13 protein-coding genes are annotated in these 13417 nt (G+C 73.5%); 12 read left to right on the forward strand and 1 reads right to left on the reverse strand.

The window, feature by feature from the left end:
* Positions 1–21: 21 nt before the first annotated feature.
* Complete coding sequence (locus tag LV78_RS12835; protein WP_253845365.1) at positions 22–1428, reverse strand: hypothetical protein; 1407 nt, start codon at positions 1426–1428, stop codon at positions 22–24.
* Between the two features lie 277 nt (positions 1429–1705).
* Between LV78_RS12835 and LV78_RS12840 the strand changes: the two genes are divergently transcribed.
* The 12 genes from LV78_RS12840 to LV78_RS12895 all read left to right on the forward strand — a co-directional run bounded on the left by LV78_RS12840 (position 1706) and on the right by LV78_RS12895 (position 13399).
* Positions 1706–2434, forward strand: a complete 729-nt coding sequence (locus LV78_RS12840; RefSeq protein ID WP_253845366.1) for a class I SAM-dependent methyltransferase — start codon at positions 1706–1708, stop codon at positions 2432–2434.
* Positions 2435–2451: 17 nt separating this feature from the next.
* On the forward strand, positions 2452–2937 hold the full coding sequence (locus LV78_RS12845) for a hypothetical protein (RefSeq protein WP_253845368.1): 486 nt from the start codon (positions 2452–2454) through the stop codon (positions 2935–2937).
* Positions 2938–2968: 31 nt separating this feature from the next.
* Positions 2969–3814, forward strand: coding sequence for an NYN domain-containing protein (locus LV78_RS12850; RefSeq protein WP_253845369.1), 846 nt, complete (start codon positions 2969–2971; stop codon positions 3812–3814).
* Between the two features lie 561 nt (positions 3815–4375).
* Positions 4376–5161: a helix-turn-helix transcriptional regulator gene (locus LV78_RS12855; RefSeq protein WP_253845371.1), complete on the forward strand. Its 786-nt coding sequence runs from the start codon at positions 4376–4378 to the stop codon at positions 5159–5161.
* A gap of 101 nt (positions 5162–5262) precedes the next feature.
* Positions 5263–6720 (forward strand): aminotransferase class I/II-fold pyridoxal phosphate-dependent enzyme, encoded by a 1458-nt coding sequence (locus tag LV78_RS12860; protein ID WP_253845372.1) that lies wholly within the window; start codon positions 5263–5265, stop codon positions 6718–6720.
* Positions 6721–6831: 111 nt separating this feature from the next.
* Positions 6832–7584: a GAF and ANTAR domain-containing protein gene (locus tag LV78_RS12865; RefSeq protein ID WP_253845374.1), complete on the forward strand. Its 753-nt coding sequence runs from the start codon at positions 6832–6834 to the stop codon at positions 7582–7584.
* 156 nt (positions 7585–7740) lie between these two features.
* Positions 7741–8598 carry a hypothetical protein gene (locus LV78_RS12870; RefSeq protein ID WP_253845375.1) on the forward strand — a complete coding sequence of 286 codons (858 nt, stop codon included), beginning with the start codon at positions 7741–7743 and terminating at the stop codon, positions 8596–8598.
* Between the two features lie 138 nt (positions 8599–8736).
* Positions 8737–9258 carry a YbaB/EbfC family nucleoid-associated protein gene (locus tag LV78_RS12875; RefSeq protein WP_253845377.1) on the forward strand — a complete coding sequence of 174 codons (522 nt, stop codon included), beginning with the start codon at positions 8737–8739 and terminating at the stop codon, positions 9256–9258.
* Positions 9255–9557, forward strand: a complete 303-nt coding sequence (locus tag LV78_RS12880; RefSeq protein ID WP_253845378.1) for a hypothetical protein — start codon at positions 9255–9257, stop codon at positions 9555–9557. Before LV78_RS12875 ends, LV78_RS12880 begins: the two co-directional genes overlap by 4 nt.
* Positions 9554–10489 carry a hypothetical protein gene (locus LV78_RS12885; RefSeq protein ID WP_253845380.1) on the forward strand — a complete coding sequence of 312 codons (936 nt, stop codon included), beginning with the start codon at positions 9554–9556 and terminating at the stop codon, positions 10487–10489. Before LV78_RS12880 ends, LV78_RS12885 begins: the two co-directional genes overlap by 4 nt.
* 2 nt (positions 10490–10491) lie before the next feature.
* On the forward strand, positions 10492–11787 hold the full coding sequence (locus tag LV78_RS12890; protein ID WP_253845382.1) for a DUF6346 domain-containing protein: 1296 nt from the start codon (positions 10492–10494) through the stop codon (positions 11785–11787).
* A 505-nt stretch (positions 11788–12292) separates the two neighbouring features.
* Complete coding sequence (locus LV78_RS12895) at positions 12293–13399, forward strand: S1 family peptidase (RefSeq protein WP_253845384.1); 1107 nt, start codon at positions 12293–12295, stop codon at positions 13397–13399.
* Positions 13400–13417: the final 18 nt, after the last annotated feature.

Genomic DNA, 13417 nt, shown 5'->3' on the forward strand with positions numbered 1-13417 from the left:
GAGGGGCGGGCGATCGCGGTGCTACGCGGGCAGGACCGGGACGGCCTCCTCGTAACCGCAGTTGCGGCAGGTGCCCACCCAGGTGCCGCCGCCGGAGTGCCGCCACCCCGCGCCCAACCGCACCGCGTAAGGACCGGCGGGGAGGCCGGAGAACAGGACCCGGCCGCTCGCGTCGGTGACCGCGCTCGCCGTGATCCGGGGGTCGAACCGGTTCACCAGCTCGACCCGCACCCCCACCACGAGCTCGTCGTCGTCGGCGGTCCAGTTCGAGTTCCGGTCGTGGAACAGCTGCATCCCCTTGTCCAGCGCGGCCGGTCCGGGCGCGCTCCCCATCGCCCCCGCCTTGGCACGCCCCCGCTCGGTGCCCGCGCCGCCGAAGTCGCAGCTGTAGCCGACCGCGCCGTGCTCGGGCGCGTCCCGGGGCACGCTCCCGCTGATCGTGAAGGAGACCGGGGCGCCCGCAGGCGCGGTGACGCCAGGACCGCTCCAGGCGAGCGCGCCCAGGTCGACGTCGAACAGCTGCGGCCCCTCGCCGCCGCTGCGGTCGCACACGGCGTTGACGCCGGTCAGGTCGGTGTCACCGGTGTTGGTGAGGGTGATCTCGACCTGCGCCCGGTCACCGGCCGCGTAGCCTCCCCCGGTGAACGCCATCGTCGCGTCGAGCCGCTCGCTGACGGGGCGCACGGCGGCGATCAGCTGCCCCGCGCCGGAACCGCTCCCGTCGACCGGGACCTCGCGCTGGAACCGGTGGACGATCCAGCCGTCGGGCAGGTCCCACTGCGGGGACAGGGCGTACACGCGCAGCGGGAGCCCGGTGAACCGGTAGCCGCCGTCGGCGTCGGTGGTGGTCGTCCTGGTGTCCCCGTACGCGCTCGCGGTCATCTCCACACCGGGGAACCCCTCGCCCGCGTCGAACTCGCCGTCGCCGTCGCGATCGGCGAAGAGCGCGCCGGAGATCTCGCCGGAGCCCGTGCCGGGGTCGCGCACCGCGATCGACCGGTTGGTCGCGAGGTGGCCGGAACCGCCCCGCACGAGCGTGAACTCGACCTCGGGCGCCGCGCCGCTCCACTCCCGGACCTCGCCGGTGGTGCTCTTGACCACCTGCTGACCAGGGGTGAGGGTCCCCCTGCCCGCGGAGTAGCCGCCGTACTCGCCCAGGGGGCCGGTGTTCAAGGAGAAGCGCGAACCCCTGACCGTGGAGGCGCTGATCCACAGGTCGGAGGCGGTCGTGCCGCCGGTGTTGGTGATGGTCAACCGGACCGGGACGCCCTGGCCGACCAGGTGCGGGCCCGCCGGGATGGCGACGTCCAGCGACAGCTCGACGGCCTGCGCCGCCGAGGCGGGCGCGGCCACGGCGCCGAGTGCGAGGAGAACCGCTGCGGTGAGCGGAAAAGCGCGCGCCGAGGTGCGCGCTCTGAGCGCGGTCATGGTGGTGTTCCCCCTGGTGATCGGGTTGGCGCGGTCGAAGCTAAAAGAAGTGAATAACCTTCACAATCGGCCGACCGGGCGTGTCGCCCACCACTCGGGCCGACCACCGCCCAGGTCACGGGCCACGACCACTCGATCGGGCCGTTCACCAGCCCGGCCCGCCCCTGCGGGTTCCCGCGCGGTGCGCCCGTCCCGCCCTTGCCCGGTAGGGGTGGTTCGGGCGAACACTGGTGGCAGCCGCCGCCAGTCGCCCGACGCCCGTCGCCCCGGAGGAACCGTGCCCGACCACACCGACCCCGACCTCGTCCACCGCATGTTCCCCCGCCTCGGCGCCGTGCAGGCCGAGGCCGAGGGCGCCTCGGACCTCTTCGCCCGCATCTACGCCGACGAGACCTGGCGCCCCGAGCGCGGGCAGGTGGAGACCTCGCTGTCCGGGCCCGGCTCCGACCTCGTGCAGACCGCCGTGCTGCGCGCCGAGCTGCCCCGGCTGGTCGCGGAGCTCGGCGTGCGCAGCTTCCTGGACCTGCCCTGCGGCGACCTGTTCTGGATGTCCCGCACCCCCCTCGGCGTCGACCGGTACGTCGGCGCGGACATCGTGCCCGCCGCCGTCGAGCGCAACCGCGAGCTGCACGCCGCGCCCGGCCGCGAGTTCCTGGTGCTGGACCTGGTCGACGACGAGCTGCCCCGCGTCGACCTGGTCTTCACCCGCGACTGCCTGGTCCACCTGCGCGACGCGGACGTGCGCGCGGCCATCGCCAACGTCAAGCGCAGCGGCGCCCGCTACTTCGCCGCCACCACCTTCCCCGGCCGGACCAACGGCCCGGACATCACCACCGGCGGCTGGCGCCCGCTGAACCTCGCCGCCGCGCCGTTCGACCTGCCCGAACCGGTGCGGGTGATCAACGAGGGGTGCACGGAGCGGTACCGGACCGTCGAGGACGGGCGTGAGGTCGAGTACTCGTTCGAGGACAAGTCGATCGGGGTGTGGGCGGTCGACGGGATGTAGGTGCGGAGAATGCGGGCGTGGACATCCGGATCGGCGTGGCGGGGGCGGAGCTCGGGCCCTTCCGCATCGGCATGGCTTTCGAGGAGGCCCTCGCCACCGCGCGTTCGCTCGAGGGGTACCAGCCGCCGAGACCCGGCGTCCGCCGTCAGCCGGGGGTCGCGCACTACGCCTCGGGGCTGAGCGTCTTGCTGGGAGCGGACCGCCGGGGGCGGCTCCAGGTGATCGAGTTCTACCGGCCCGAGGTGGAGGTTCGCCTGTGGTACCGGGACATCTCCCTGTTCGAGCTGTCCGCTGACGAGGTCATCGCCCGTCTGGTGGAGCAGGCGGAGGGGTGGGAGAACGAGGACGGCGAAAGGGTGTCCTTCCGCACCGAGGACGAGGTGGTCGCGCTCTGGCGGCCCTTCAGGTCGTCCAGCGCCGAGGACGACCCCCAGGGCTGGTACTTCCAGTCGGTGCTCGTCGCGGCCCGCGACCACTGCGACGGCCCGCCCTCACCCCGCTGATTCCAGTCGACCGGTCGGATAAAATCGCGCCGTGGGTCAGAGCGTGCGCATCGGGGTGTTCTACGACGGGACGTGGTTCGCCTACCTCAGCGACTTCTACGCCACCACCCACCCCCGCCGCGCCCGCGTCTCCCTCGACGGCTTCCACGACGCGCTGCGCTGGCACGTCCACCTCGCCGAGGGCGTCCCCCTCGACGACTGCGTGATCCGCGAGGCCCACTACGTGCGAGGCCGCATCGAGACGCCCGCCACCGGGTTCGACGAGGCGCTCGCCCTCGCTGGCATCACCCGGCACGACCTTCCGCTGCACGGCGGCAAGGAGAAGGGCGTCGACGTCCACTTCGCCCTGGAGACCTGGGACCGCGCCGTCACCGCCGGGCTGCACTGGGTCGTCCTGGTCACCGGCGACGCCGACTTCACCCCGCTCGCCGCCCGCCTGGTCAAGCGCGGCGTCCGGGTGCTCGTGCCCGTCGCGGACCCCCGGCGCGCGCCGGAGAAGTGGCCGGAGAACGGCCCGCGCACCGCCGCGCCGCTGCGCGCCAACGCCACCGACACCCCCGGCTTCGACGCCCTGTTCGCCCCCGCCGACCAGGGCGACTACCCGCTGCGCTCGCCGTTCACCCGGAAGTCCGGGACGGTCGCCCCGTCGGGCGGGGCGCCACGCGGCCGTCGCTACGGGCGGATCACCGGCTGGCGCGACGACCAACCGCACGGCTTCATCACCGACACCCGAGGCGGCTCCTGGTACGCCTCGCGCGACGACCTGCCCGGCGGCGCCCCGATGCTGCCGGTGGGCACGCAGGTGTCGTTCACCGGTTCGCCCGCGCCGGGGCCGGGGCGCAAGTACCCGCGCGCGCAGGCGATCGAGCTGGCCTGAGGCCGGAGAGGGGTGCCGGGTGGGCACGGGAAACCACTTCGGGACGGTGATCACCGGTTCGGATGACCGCGAGTCCACCCCGGACCCCGCCGCGCCGCCGACCGTCGCGCCGCCGACCGTCGCGCCGCCGACCGGCGGTCCGCCGAACGTTCACCCGACCAGGGGACGTCCCAGCCTCGCGGAACCCATTTGACCGCACCACCCCGGTCACTCGTATGACCCGTCGGATCGCGCTCCCGCGCCGCTCCCGTTCCCCCCTCCCGTTCCCCGCCCCGACGACCTCGTCGAACCGCCCGTGAAACCCGGATCCGATCGTCACCCAGCGTCCCCTGTGGAACGTCTGCCGAGGTCGGAAGCCCGTTGCCGATTTCGATGCGTGATCGCAGGTCGGCGGTGACCTGCCGGGCGGATATCGCGGCGGGGATTCGGCTAGCCTGGGTGTCACTGGTACGGCTCAGCGGTTCACCCGGCTGCTGGGTTTTTTGTCACCAAATGTATTTGCACGCTTTCGGACTGTTCCTTGTCTTACCGCAGGGGGAGTGACGTCAGGGGGAGGGACCTATGCGGGAAGTGGCCGCTGAAGGGCGCTTCGACGGGTGGGAACAGCTGGTGGGTCTCCGGGTCGTCGGCGTCGGAGCGGCCTCCCGCGAGGCGCGCGACCTGAGCATGAACGAGTGGGAGACGCTCGGCGTCGGGCTCGGGATGCCGGTGCTGCGCGCCCGCGTCGACAACCCCGAGGTTCCCTACGGCGGGTTCATGGAGGCCATCGACCCCGCCTCCGGCGAGCACGGCGAGATGCTCCGCAAGCTGTTCCGCAAGCTCGACGAGCGCGGCTGGGCGCGGATCATGCTCGGGTTGACCGAGGAGGACGTGCAGCGCGTGGTCCGGGCCGCGCTGGTGATCGTCGGCGGGGAGACCGGCGTCGTGCTGGCGCTGGACGACGTGCACCACGCCGACGCGCGCACCATAGGGCTCCTGGAGTACCTCGCGGACAGCGCGGCGCGCGTGCTGCTGGTGCTGGGCCACGACCCGCTCAACGGCAGCCCCCGCCTGGCCGCGCTGCTGGCCAAGACCCGGAACCCGGACGCGACCGAGCGGCTGGCCCGGATCTTCGAGCTGCCGCCGGACCGCGCGGGCTACCGGCTCACCCGGCGCGAGGCGACCGTGCTGGAGGGCGTGGCGCAGGGCCTGACCGACGACACGATCGCGGACCGGCTCGCGATCTCGCCGCGCACCGTGCACCGGCGGTTGCGGCACGTCTCGCGCAAGCTCGGCACCGAGACCGAGGACCGCGAAGAGGTCGTCGAGCTGGCCAAGTCGGCCGGTCTGCTGCCCGGCGAGGACTGACCGGACCTGCGGGACCACCCCTCCCGCAGGTCCGAGCCCACCGCCCCGGTTCACCCGCCCGGTCCCGTTTCAGCGCCTCCCCTCGGGGCGCACGTCCGGTCATGGATCACGGGCGAGCACCGGTGCTGGAGGCGATCGAGCGGTACCACGAGCGGGGGCACCTCCCGTTCATCCCGCCGGGGCACAAGCAGGGGCGGGGCGTGGACCCGCGCGTGCTGGACGTGCTCGGCGCGGACGTCTTCCGCTCCGACGTCATCCTGATGAACGGCCTGGACGACCGCCTCATGTCACAGGGCGTGCTCGCCGAGGCCCAGGACCTCATGGCCGACGCCGTCGACGCCGACCACGCGTTCTTCTCCACCTGCGGCAGCTCGCTCTCCGTGAAGACCTGCCTGATCACCGTCGCCCGACCGGGGCAGCAGCTGCTGGTGTCGCGCAACGCGCACAAGTCCGTCGTCGCCGGGCTGATCATCAGCGGCGTCGACCCGGTGTGGGTGCACCCGCGCTGGGACGCCGACTGGCAGTGGGCCTACCCGCCCGGCGTCGACGCCGTCGCCGAGGCGCTGGACCGCGCCCCGGACGCCGCCGGGATGCTGCTGATCACCCCCACCGACTACGGCACGTGCGCGGACGTCCGATCGGTGGCCTCCCTGTGCCACGACCGGGGGAAGACGCTGATCGTGGACGAGGCCTGGGGCGCGCACCTGCCGTTCCACCCCGACCTGCCCGCCTGGGCGATGGACGCGGGCGCCGACCTGTGCGTGACCAGCGTGCACAAGATGGGCGCGGGCCTGGAGCAGGGCTCGGTCTACCACCTCAGGGGCGACCGGGTGGACCCCGCCGTGCTGCGGATGCGCGCCGACCTGCTCGACACCACCAGCCCGTCCGCGCTGGTCCACGCCGGGCTCGACGGCTGGCGGCGGCAGATGGTCGAGCACGGCCGCGAGCTGCTCGACCGCGCCCTCGAACTCGGCGCCGACGTCCGCGCGCGCCTGGCGGGCGCGGTCACCGTCGTCGGCCGCGACGACGTCGTCGGACCGGGCAAGGCCGACGACCACGACCCGCTCAAGATCGTGCTCGACCTCGCCGACCTTGGCATCTCCGGCTACACCGCCAACGAGTGGCTGCGCGAGCACCACCGGGTCGACGTCGGCCTGTCCGACCACCGCAGGATCGCCGCGCAGATCACCGTCGCCGACGACGAGAAGACCACCGACCGCCTGGTCGCCGCCGTCACCGACCTCGCCGCGCACGCCCCCGACCTGCCCCGCGCGGCCCGCGTGGACGTCCCCGACCCCGGCGAGCTGGAGCTGGAGCAGGCGCTGCTGCCGCGCGAGGCGTTCTTCGCCGACGCCGAGCACGTGCCGCTGGAGCGCGCGGTCGGCCGGATCTGCGCTGAGACGATCAGCCCCTACCCGCCGGGCGTGCCCGCCGCGCTCCCCGGTGAGGTGATCACCCGACCGGTGGTGGACTACCTGCGCAGCGGCCGGGACGCGGGCATGTACCTGCCCGACCCGACCGACTCGGACCTGGACACCGTCCGCGTCGTCCGGCGCTGACCGGGGCGGGTAGCCGGGGACGCGCCCGACCGCTTGTCCCGGTCCACCGGGGTAGGGTCGGTGCGACGACCGGTGGCGCGGTGCCCGGTCGCTGGTGGCCGAGGGGGATCGATGCTCCGGGACGGCGGTGGCCTGCTGCCCGAGGAGGGGACCGAGCTGCTGCTCAAGCAGCTCGACGGGGTCACGCGGGCGCTGCTGGACGTGCGCACCGCCGCCGAGGCGCTGGGCAAGGTCGTGGACGCGGCGACGCAGGTCATCCCCGGCGCCGACCTGGCCAGCATCACCCTGCGCGGCCCGGACGGCTCGTTCTCCAGCCCCGTCGAGACCGACCCGGTCGCGACCGCGCTGGACCGGGCGCAGTACCGGGACGGGGTGGGGCCGTGCGTGGACACCGCGCGGCCGGACGGCCCCGGTTACGCCGAGAGCGGCGACCTGCGGACCGAGTCGCGCTGGCCCGGCTTCGCCGCCGAGGCAGTGCGGCACGGGTACCACTGCGTGCTCGCCACCGAGCTGCTGCCGTCCGAGGGCGGGGTGTCCGGGGCGCTCAACGTGTACTCGCGCGAGCCGGGCGCGCTGACCGCCGACGACCGGCACGTCGCGCTGCTGCTCGCCACGCACGCCTCGCTCGCCCTGGCGCACGCCCACACCGCCGAGGTCGCCGACCTGCGGCAGGCCCAGCTGCGGCGGGCGGTGGACAGCCGGGACGTCATCGGGCAGGCCAAGGGCATCCTGATGACCCGGCGGGGGATCAGCGCCGACGAGGCGTTCGCGCTGCTGCGGCGCACCTCGCAGGAGCTGAACGTGAAGCTGGTCGACCTGGCCAGGACCCTCGCCGACCGGCACGACCAGCTCGACCGGGGGTGACGCGGCGGTGACCGTCCGCGCGCGCCCGGCGACCGGCCCGTCGCACCCGCGCTGACCAGCCGGGAGACCAATCCCGCAAACCGCTGCCGCCGGGCGCGCGCGGCGTCTACCGTCGTCCGGTCGGAGTGTCGGGCGCGCGCGGGCGGAGGAGGGGCGATGGCCGATCCGGGCCAGTTCTTCAGCAGGTACGAGGAGCAGTTCGCCAGGGCGCAGCGCGCCGAGGCGGCGGACGGCGAGCCGGTGGCGACCTTCCGGGTCGTGGTGAGCAGCGCGGACGGCGAGATCGCGGTGACCGTGGACGACTCGGGGCACCTGGTGGACCTGAAGCTGGGCGAGTCGCTGCGCCACCACGACGGGGCGGCGGTGGCGGCCGAGGTGCTGCGGTTGTTGCAGGCGGTGCGGGCCACGAGCGACGTGGTGCCGGAGCGGGTGAAGCCCTCGGCCCAGTCGCGGGAGGGGGCGGGGCGGTTCTCCGGGCAGGTGCTGGAGCCCGTGGGGGAGCCGGTGCGCGAACCGGTCGAGCAGTTCCCGACACCGCAGGTCGTGGCGCCGCAGTTCCCGACGCCGTCGGTCGTGCAGCCTCCGGCCCCGGCGCGCCCGGTCCCCGTGCAGGCGCCCTCGGCCGACCCGTTCCACGACGGCGACCACCCGCGCCCGGCGGGCCACCTCCGCCCGGCCGACCCGCCCCGCAAGGGCGGCCACCTGCGCCCCGTCGACCAGCCCCTCCCGGTCGAACCCGCCCGCCCGGCCGGTCACCACCGCCCGGTGGACCCGTCCCGCCCGGTCGAACCGCACCGCCAGGCCGAGCCCAGGCACACCGAACCCCGCCGCACCGCACCCAGGCCCGTCGACCCCGGCCCCACCGAGCCCAGGCCGGTCGAACCCCGCCCCGTCGAGCCGGGCCCCGCCGAACCCCACCGGGAACCGCGAGCCGCCGACCCGTCGCCCTCCGACGACGGCAAGCCGAGGATGCCGCTGTTCCCGCCGCCCGCCACCCCCAGGCGAACCCCCTAACGCGAGTGGTCCACTACCCACCGTCAGGTCTTCTTCGGCGAAAAGTGTGACTTCCCTGGTAAACCGCAGAAATGACTGAACGATCTACCGCCCCCTGATTACGTTCGGTCAATTCGGCCGCACCAGGGGGGAGGGCTGATGGTCGACCCGGACCAGCTGTTCAGCCAGTACGAAGCGCGCTTGGCGGAGGCCCAGCGCAAGGGGGACGCGCTCCGCGAGGGCCTGGCGGGCCTGCGCGTGTCCGAGCGCAGCGCCGACGGCCAGATCACCGTCACGGTCAACGACGCGGGCAACCTCGTCGACCTCAAGCTCGGCAACTCGCTCCAGCGCCGCGACGGCGACACCGTCGCCCAGGACGTGCTCAGGGTGCTGCAGGCCGCGCAGTCGAAGGTCGCGACGGCCGTCCAAGAGGCCATGTCGCCGGTGCTGGGGGCGGACTCGGAGGCGATGGCCTTCATGGTCGACAAGCTCCGCAGCGCCCAACCCCCGCCCCCGCCGGGCTACCGGCCGGGCGGCGGCGGGTACGGCAGCGACCAGCCCCGCCTCGGCGCGATCGAGGACGACGCGCCGCCACCCCCACCGCCGCCACCCCCGACCAGGCGTCCCGCGCCGCGCGGTGACGAGGACGAGGACTTCGGCGACGGGGGGTTCCTGCGATGAGGCACAGCAGCGACGAGGGCGAGCTGCGCGCCCACCTGTCCAAGCTGGACGACGTGGGCGCGCGCATCAACGAGGCGGTGTCCGCCGTGGAGCAGACCTCCAACCCGATGGCGTTCGGCGCCCTCGGCGCGCCGCTGATGGCGATCTGCGCCGCCGCGCAGGCGATGGCGGGCAGCGCCATCGACGAGGCGGCCGAGTCGGCGGTCGAGCACCACCGGGCGTTCGGGGCGATGGCCCTGGACATCAGGCACAACGAGCAGGCCAGGGTCTCCGCGTTCGACGGGATGCACAACGGATGAACAACCCACTCGTGGCCAAGGCCGAGGACGTCAAAGCGACCGAGGGCGCTGGCCTGCTGCACGACGCGACCGAGGTGGTCACGGCGGTCAGCAAGGGCGACTTCGCCGAAGGCCTGATGAACGTGGCCGGTGGCGCCCTGGGCGTCTCCGGCTTCCTGGCCGACCCGCTCGCCGGGCTGTTCAGCGCCGGGTTCGGCTGGCTGATGGAGCACGTGTGGTTCCTCAAGGAACCGCTCGACTGGCTCACGGGCGACCAGCAGCAGCTCGACGTCATGACCAAGACGTGGGGCAACGTCGGCACCCGCTTCGACCAGGTCGCGAACGACCTCAAGGGCTGGGTCGGCGCCGACGCCGCCCAGTGGGAGGGCGACGAGTTCCGCGCCTACGAGCGGTGGGCCAAGGATCGCGCCGACTCGTACGCGGCCGTCGGCAGCGGGGCCTCGGCCGTCTCCGTGCTGGTCACCGTCTGCAAGACGATCCTGAACGTGGTGCGCGGGATCGTCCGCGACCTGATCGCCGAGGCCGCGGGGAAGTTCGTCAGCATCTGCATCCGCTGGGGGCCTGCGATGGCCGCGTTCGGCGCGGGCGTCGCGGGAGCGGTGGCCGAGTGCGTCACCCTGGCCATCGGCTACGCCCGCAAGATCATGGACTGGTGCAAGAGGCTCAGCACCGCGTTCCGCAACGCCCAGGGGCTGTTCCAGCGCGCGGGCGCGATCTTCGACGCGGTCCGCGAGGCGCTGTCCAGGACCGTGGGCACCGGGCTGGTCCAGTACGCGGCCAAGGAGGCGAGGCAGGGCGCGGTCGAGACCATCAAGAACACGCCCGCGATGGCCCACAAGCTCCTGGTGGACTTCGGCAAGGAGGGCGCCAAGTCCGTCGACCGCGTGACCGGCGACCTGTTCGCCGACGAGAAGAAGAACGGCCAGGGCTGACGGTGAAGGTGCTGCTCCGCCTGCTCGGCGCGTTCGGGGCGCTGGTGGTCTACCCGGTGGTCGCCTACCTGGTGCTCGCCAGCGGGATCTTCACCTACGTGACCAACGTGGACACCTCCCCGCGCCCCAGCACGCCGGTGCTCGCGGTGACCTCCTGCGAGGAGCACGGGCCGATCTCCTTCTGGGGGTTCGGCACCTGGTGGGAGTGCCGGGCGCTGCTGACCGACGTGGACGGGAAGGTGCTGCGGGAGGTGTCGGCCAGCGGGTACCTGACGCCGGACGACATCGGTGAGCAGGTCCCGGTCAACATCAACCGCAACGGGCAGATGCAGCCCTACGACGGCAGCGGCACCGGGATCTGGCTCTTCCTGTCCGCCATCGGGATCATCCCCGCGCTCTTCGTCTGGGCGCTGCTGGCCGCCCCGGCGCTCGCCGCGAACAGCAAGAAGCTGGCTGCGAGCGTGGACAGGTACAACGAGGAGAAGGCCCGCAGGGAGGCCGGGACGGACGAGGCACCCGAGGTGGTCCCGGAGCCCGCGCCCGCCCTCCCCCCGGTGCAGGCCGTCCCGAGCGGTGGGGGAGGGCTGCTGCGCGCGGTGCTCCTGCTGGGCGTGCTCCCCGTCGTCTTCGCCCTGCTGGCGGTCAGCGCGCTCGCGTCCGCGCTGGACGACGTCGACAAGTCCGAGCGGCCCGACCTGCCGGGGATCGTCGCGACCTCCTGCGTGGAGAACGGGCCGGTGTCCCACCGGGGGATCGGCACGTGGTGGCGCTGCCGGGCGAAGGTGGTCAGCGCGGACGGCGAGGTGCTGCGGTCGCGAGCGTCGGTCGACGGCTACCTCACGCCCGCCGACATCGGGAAGCGCGTCCCGGTCGACCTGGAGCGGAACGACCGGTTCTCGCCGCACCGGAACACGGGCGTGGTCTGGCTCCTGCTGCTCGCGGTCGCCATCGGTGCGGCGGTCGTCGTCTGGTGCGGGCGGGCCGATCGCCTGCTGGGCGAGATCGGCGCGCGCGGGCGGGCCGGGAACACCGCCGAGCCGGTCGGGCGGCCGAAGCTGAACGGTGCGGCGTTGTTCATGGCGCTGGTCGTCTCGGGCGGAGGGGTGGTCCTCACCGCCGTGCCCGTGCTGCGGGGCGACCGGGTGGCGCTGGCGGTGGCCGCGCTGTGCGCCACGGCGCTCGCCGTGATCGCCCTCGGCGAGGCGCGCTGGCGGATCAGGGACCCGCGCGGCGTGCGCGAGCCGATCCTGCCCCGGCCGGGCAAGCCCACGCCGCCGCCGTGGCTCGACAAGGGGTGAACGGGGCGGCGCGGGGATTTCTGGTCGGCGTCGGGTGAAAAGCGAGCACAACGCACCCGGAATTCGCCGGGTGACGTGCGCGCCCGTCCCCGTCAACCCCCGGTCGGCCGGGCCTCGTGCACTACCGGTCGTCGTCCCGTGCGGCGACGGGCGCGTCGCCACGCCGCCCACCTGCGCCGATTCCGCCCGACGTCGCTGCCCCCGCAGGTCGGAAACCGGTGCTCCGTTCAGCGGCGGGTGGTTAGTAGGGTTTTGAAATCCGCGTTCCGGGTGCTTCCTGCACTGATTACGGAACGTGCGTCGAACATCCGGCTGTGACACGTTTTAACCCTAATCGGACCATTGTGTAACACCTTCGCCCATTCCTAGTCTCACCCTCGGAGGGTGGTCCGGAAGAGCGACACCCGAACGGGTAAGTCGATCATTCGCCGCCCCGGTCCTGGAATGCCCGGACAGCCGGTCCTGCACCCGGCCGCCCGGTCCCTGCATCCGAGGAGAAGACAACATGACCGCACGGAAAGTCGCCCGCACCTCGGGCGTCGTCCTCGCCGCCGCCGCGCTGGCGATCCTGAACGGGATGCCCGGCTCGGCGCAGCCCGCCTCCACCGACGGCGCCCCCGCGTTCGAGGCCGCCCACCCCGGCCTGGTCAGCGCCATGCAGCGCGACCTCGGCCTGGACGCGGCCGAGGCGCGGACCCTCATGGTCAAGCAGGACGCGGCCACCGCCACCGAGGGCTCGCTGCGCACCAGCCTCGGCTCGTCCTTCGGCGGCGCCTGGTTCGACATCTCCACGGGCAAGCTCACCGTCGCCGTGACCGACGCGGCCGACGCCGCCGAGGTCAAGGCCGCTGGCGCCGAGGCCACCGTGGTCGCCCGCAGCGCCGCCCAGCTCGACGCCAAGGTCGCCCAGCTCAACGCGGTCGAGAAGTCCGCCCCGGCCTCGGTCACCGGCTGGTACGCCGACAGCAAGACCAACACCGTGGTCGTCACCGCGCTGCCCGGCAAGGCCGCCGACGCCGCCGCGTTCGCCGGCTCGGACGTGCGCGTCGTCGAGGCCGACGCCCCGACCACGTTCGCCAACATCAAGGGCGGCGACGCCTACAACATCGGCTCCTCGCGCTGCTCCGCCGGCCTGTCGGTGACCACCGGCTTCGTCACGGCGGGCCACTGCCAGGCGCTGACCGGCGGCGGCGCGCTCTCGCGCAACGGCACCGCGCTCGGCACCTGGGGCGGCGTCTCGTTCCCCGGCAACGACTACGCCTACGTGCGCACCAACTCCAGCTGGACCCCGCAGGGCCTGGTCGGCAGCGTCCGCGTCGTCGGCACCACCGTCGCGGCCCAGGGCGCGGCCATCTGCAAGTCCGGCTCCACCACCGGCTGGACCTGCGGCACCAGGGGCGCGGCCAACCAGACCGTCCGCTACGCCGAGGGCACGGTGACCGGTCTGACCGCCTCGAACGTGCGCTGCCAGGCCGGTGACTCCGGCGGCGGCTTCATCACCAGCGCCGGCCAGGGCCAGGGCGTGGTCTCCGGTGGCAACACCGCGACCTGCTACTACAACCCGCTCGGCGAGATCCTGTCGGCCTACGGGCTGACGATCGTCCGGGGCTGACCCCGACGATCCGATCCA

Origin of the sequence: Actinosynnema pretiosum (assembly GCF_024171695.1) — a bacterium.
Classification (GTDB): domain Bacteria; phylum Actinomycetota; class Actinomycetes; order Mycobacteriales; family Pseudonocardiaceae; genus Actinosynnema; species Actinosynnema pretiosum.

What these genes read in the sequence shown, in the direction of transcription:
- LV78_RS12835 (WP_253845365.1), bottom strand. Translation starts at nt 1,428, where the DNA reads ATGACCGCGCTCAGAGCGCGCACCTCGGCGCGCGCTTTTCCGCTCACC.
- LV78_RS12895 (WP_253845384.1), top strand. Translation starts at nt 12,293, where the DNA reads ATGACCGCACGGAAAGTCGCCCGCACCTCGGGCGTCGTCCTCGCCGCC.
- LV78_RS12860 (WP_253845372.1), top strand. Translation starts at nt 5,263, where the DNA reads ATGGATCACGGGCGAGCACCGGTGCTGGAGGCGATCGAGCGGTACCAC.
- LV78_RS12885 (WP_253845380.1), top strand. Translation starts at nt 9,554, where the DNA reads ATGAACAACCCACTCGTGGCCAAGGCCGAGGACGTCAAAGCGACCGAG.
- LV78_RS12855 (WP_253845371.1), top strand. Translation starts at nt 4,376, where the DNA reads ATGCGGGAAGTGGCCGCTGAAGGGCGCTTCGACGGGTGGGAACAGCTG.
- LV78_RS12865 (WP_253845374.1), top strand. Translation starts at nt 6,832, where the DNA reads ATGCTCCGGGACGGCGGTGGCCTGCTGCCCGAGGAGGGGACCGAGCTG.
- LV78_RS12875 (WP_253845377.1), top strand. Translation starts at nt 8,737, where the DNA reads ATGGTCGACCCGGACCAGCTGTTCAGCCAGTACGAAGCGCGCTTGGCG.
- LV78_RS12880 (WP_253845378.1), top strand. Translation starts at nt 9,255, where the DNA reads ATGAGGCACAGCAGCGACGAGGGCGAGCTGCGCGCCCACCTGTCCAAG.
- LV78_RS12870 (WP_253845375.1), top strand. Translation starts at nt 7,741, where the DNA reads ATGGCCGATCCGGGCCAGTTCTTCAGCAGGTACGAGGAGCAGTTCGCC.